Below are 4347 nucleotides of genomic sequence, written 5' to 3'. Positions count from 1 at the left end.
TAATGCTTTTATAAGAAATGAAATTAGGAAAGGAAAAGTATAAGTCTGCCTGCCTGACCATTCACTTCAGCGAGCGGCTAACGGCCACCGCTGACCTAAATCGCTACTTGCTTTCGAATAAGCGTCAATCCAAAGTTGTTAAAAGGGAAAAATGTAAATGTATCCAAAACATTGAATCAATTTTGGATTGACGCTTGAAGAACTAAGCCGCGTGCCACAATCTATGGCGTTTCAATCATGTCTTCGTTGTCTTTTTCCTATCGGTAAGCAAGTGAGTTTGGGGTATGGTTGCCCCTTTTGCACTGGAGCTGGTCAGTAATGGGCGCCAACAGCGAACTGATTGGTCTATTAATGACCGGAAAATAGAGGGATGATCGATTTTTGGCAATACTATAGCATGGCGAAAAAGAGTGATTTTTTCGCAGGAAGCCGTGGATATGGTTTTTTCATTGCAAACGGTCATCATATCAATAACATTGGTGGGCTGTGGCATCTAAGTGGGTTCAGAAGCGCAACCCTGAGCATCTTACCTTTCTGACAGACGGGACAGGTAGTGACATCGATCCCGCAGATCCTGAGCAACTGCTCCTGCCAAGTCTCCTTATTGGCGTTTTCTTTTGTTGCAGTTTTACCACTCCCTATAATCTTACGGCATGCCGTAATGTTGTCTCTGCGGTTTCTGTTTGCCAGCAAGCCAAAGTGACGTATCCGCACATAGCGTTCCGGTAATACGTGCAGAAGGAACCTTCGGATAAATTCATCTGCCTTGAGCATCATGGTCTTCTGACGATTATCGTCGGCATAATCTCGCCACAGAAAAGAGACATTGCCATCCCGATTGGCAAGGATGCGGTTATTACTGATGGCGATCCTGTGGGTATATCGGCCGAGGTACTGAAGCACACCCGTGGGGCCACCAAACGGTGGTTTGCAATAGACGACCCATTTCTTTTGATAGAGCTGTCTCATGAAAGCTTCGAAGTCGCCTGGTTCTTTGAGATGACTGATACTGCCAGGGAAGGCAAGATCGCCTCTTTTGAAGCAATGTTTGAGGTGGTCAAGAAACTTACCTCTGAACAACGCCGACATTACCTCTACGTGAATGAAGAACCTCTTGCGGCACGATACCCAGCGGCTGCCGTCAGTAGATAGACCACCCCCAGTGACAATGCAGTGGCTGTGGGGATGATCCATGAGGTTTTGGCCCCAGGTATGCAGAATACAGATAGCCCCTATCCTTGCGCCAAGATGTTTAGGATCATTGGCGAGTTCCATGAGCGTCTCGGAGACGGAGCGAAAAAGAAGATCGTACATGACCTTCCGGTTTATCGATACCAGGCGATTCAGTTTCGAGGGGATGGTGAAGACCACATGGAAGTACTGGATGGGGAGGAGATCTTTGCTGCGAGCCTCGATCCATCTCTCTTTCCTCAAGGTCTGACATTTGGGACAGTGCCGGTTCCGGCAGGAGTTATAGGAGATCTCCAGATGGCCACAGTTGTCGCACTTATCCTTATGCCCACCGAGCACAGCAGTTCTGCATGCCTCGATGGCGCGCATGACCCGCCAATCATTGCGGGACAACCGATGGGATTCTCTATACGCAGGGCCGTGGTGACGGAAGATGTCCGCCACCTCAAGCCCACCAGACGTTCGCATCCGCTTTCTGGATTACGAAGCCTGCTGAGCTGCTCTATCGAGGGGGCTTACAACCTGAGACAGGTTCAGCCGACTGACATGCAGATAGACGGTTGTCGTTGTGGGCGACCTGTGCCCCAGAAGCAGTTGGACATGGTGGAGGCTCGTTCCCGATTCAATGAGGTGGGTGGCAAAGCTGTGCCTTAATGTATGTACGCTTACCGGTTTTGTGATGCGAGCACGTTTTTTTGCAGCGTAGAAAATAGTCTGTATCGTATTGGTGGTTATGTGGGTATCCTTCTTTTGCCCATCAAACAACCACTCCTTAGGCTGATATTTCCGCCAGTAGTGTCTCAAATGCTCAAGGGCCGTCTGAGACAAGATGGAATAGCGATCCTTGCCCCCTTTGCCCATTATCCGTACCGTCATCCTTGTACTATCGATATCGGTTAATTTAAGCTTTGCTGTTTCGCTTACTCTCAATCCGGAAGAATAAGTGATCATCAACATCGCCTTGTGCTTGAGGTTCTTAGTCGCCGAAAAGAGGGATTCCACCTCCGAGAGGGCCAGAACAACAGGGAGTTTCTTCTTCCTCTTGGGATACCTGATCTTCTCCACTGTCCATTCGCGTTTCAGCGTTGTTCTGTATAAAAATTTAAAGGCCGCAACATAGAACCGCAATGTTCCCTCCGATAGATGCCTTTCCGTCATAAGATAAAGCAGGTACTCTTTGAGTTCGCCTTCTCCAAGCTCTTCTGGAGACCTTTTAAAATATTTCGCCAGACCGCCCACCATTCTCAGATAATTCTTTTGGGTACTCGGTACGGCTCCATTTAACTGAAGGTCTGCCAACATCTGATCTCGCAACTTTCCCATAATACAATCTCCTTTGATTTAAATATCCGCCAACTCATGCCGACGGTATGACAAAAGAAACTGTATTGAGATTCTGCGGGATCAACAAGAGCTAACAAGAAAATCAGGATTCAATAAGGCGGGGTGATGGGCCAGTTTTGCCAAGGAAAAGAGGGTTAGCAGAGGCCACCGCGCAGCGGTTTAGTTGTGTGCCGAGCATGTTCAACAGTTTGGAGGTGAAAGTCCTCTATCCAGCCTGATGGAGGTGAAGGATTAGCGAGACGCAAGGGCGTCATCGTGAGGTGACGTTTGAAGGAAGCGGGGAGCAAAGCCGCGACCTGACGAACAGAAATCGGATATAGGCAGGCTTGGTCGGACGAGCGGGCAACTAATCGCAAAGTCCATATCCATCAAGGGCCAAGGCTGTAGATCCGGCAGGTGTGCGGTGAAGGCGGTTGGACTTACCTCGGGAGGTCTGCGTCGCGTCCCGAATCCGGGACTGAGGGAGCCGTGAGGTAACCAGATCACGGCGCAGAAGTCAGCAGAAGGCATAGTAGGCATGGATGGCCGGCCCGCTCGATCGGGACACTGACCCGAAAGGGCAGAAATAGTCAGGGATCGCAAGGCCGAAACGACATGGTGAAGGCCTGAACGATTGGGAGTGGCAAGTAGGATTCGTGACTCATGAATGGAAAGCGGCAGAAACCCCAGTATATGCAAATGCAACTGGCCTTTGCTGATGGGAGCCGGGGTGAACCCCTGGGCGCCAACGGCCGAGGGATCGAACCACTCACGGCGAAGCGAACCCCCGAAAGCCCGGCAAGGAAAGAACGGCTAATGGAGGAGGTGTGTGATCGAAATAATCTCGAAATAGCGTGGAGACACGTCCGTAAAAACAAAGGTGGCCCGGGGATGGATGGTATGACCATCGACGAAGCCCCTGACTACCTCAAGGAGCACTGGTCAACCATTCGGGAACAACTGCTCGAAGGAGTCTACAGCCCGCAACCGGTTAAACGGGTAAATATCCCGAAGCCGGACGGCGGAGTCAGAAAGCTCGGTGTGCCTTGTGTCATCGACAGACTGATCCAACAAGGGCTTTTACAGATTCTCCAAAAGCAGTGGGACCCGACGTTCTCCGAGTACAGCTTTGGATTCCGACCGGGACGTTCAGCTCATCAAGCAGTGGCTCAAGCGCAACGTTACATCGCCGCGGGCTATAATTACGTGGTTGACATCGACCTCGAAAAATTTTTCGACCGAGTTAATCACGACCTGCTTATGGCCAAAGTCGCAGTACGTGTATCCGATAAGCGGGTGCTTAAACTCATCCGGGCGTTTCTTAACGCAGGGGTGATGGAGGACGGTCTGGTTAACCCCATTGACGAAGGGACTCCCCAAGGGGGGCCACTTTCTCCGTTGTTGAGCAACCTGGTGCTTGACGATTTCGACAAGGAACTTACGAGGCGGGGTCATCGTTTCTGCCGATACGCGGATGACTGCAATATTTATGTTCGCAGTCGCCGTGCCGGTGAACGGGTCATGGCCAGTATATGCCGGTTCCTGACCTCAAGGCTTCGGCTGAAGGTAAACGAGTCGAAGAGCGCAGTAGCTCGACCGGAGGAGCGAAAGTTTTTGGGTTTTAGCATTGCGAACGACGGGAGTGAACGGCGGATTGCGCCTAAAGCTATTGATCGGTTCAAAACGCGAACCCGAGAACTTACCCGCCGCACAGGTGGAGTAAGTATGCCGGAGCTAATTGAAAAGTTAGTGCCTTACTTGATAGGATGGCGCGGCTACTTTGGCTTTTGTCAGACACCGAAAGTGCTGTCCAATCTGGACGCGTGGATTCGC

Annotated in this window: 3 protein-coding genes; 1 reads left to right on the top strand and 2 read right to left on the bottom strand. The window is 50.8% G+C overall.

What is annotated here, in order from left to right:
• Positions 1-462 precede the first annotated feature (462 nt).
• Positions 463-1659 carry an IS91 family transposase gene (locus tag PHV74_15045; GenBank protein ID MDD5095672.1) on the bottom strand — a complete coding sequence of 399 codons (1197 nt, stop codon included), beginning with the start codon at positions 1657-1659 and terminating at the stop codon, positions 463-465.
• A gap of 12 nt (positions 1660-1671) precedes the next feature.
• Entirely contained in the window at positions 1672-2514 is an 843-nt protein-coding gene (locus tag PHV74_15040; GenBank protein ID MDD5095671.1) for a tyrosine-type recombinase/integrase, read from the bottom strand.
• Between the two features lie 663 nt (positions 2515-3177).
• Here PHV74_15040 and ltrA point away from each other — a divergent pair.
• Positions 3178-4347: group II intron reverse transcriptase/maturase (gene ltrA, locus PHV74_15035; GenBank protein ID MDD5095670.1), on the top strand; the 1170-nt coding region annotated here is incomplete at its 3' end.

The sequence above is a fragment of the Dehalococcoidia bacterium genome, from assembly GCA_028711995.1.
Lineage (GTDB): Bacteria > Chloroflexota > Dehalococcoidia > SZUA-161 > SpSt-899 > JAQTRE01.
The sequence above is the reverse complement of the archived record's forward strand: the minus strand, read 5'-3'. Positions and strand labels throughout refer to the sequence as shown.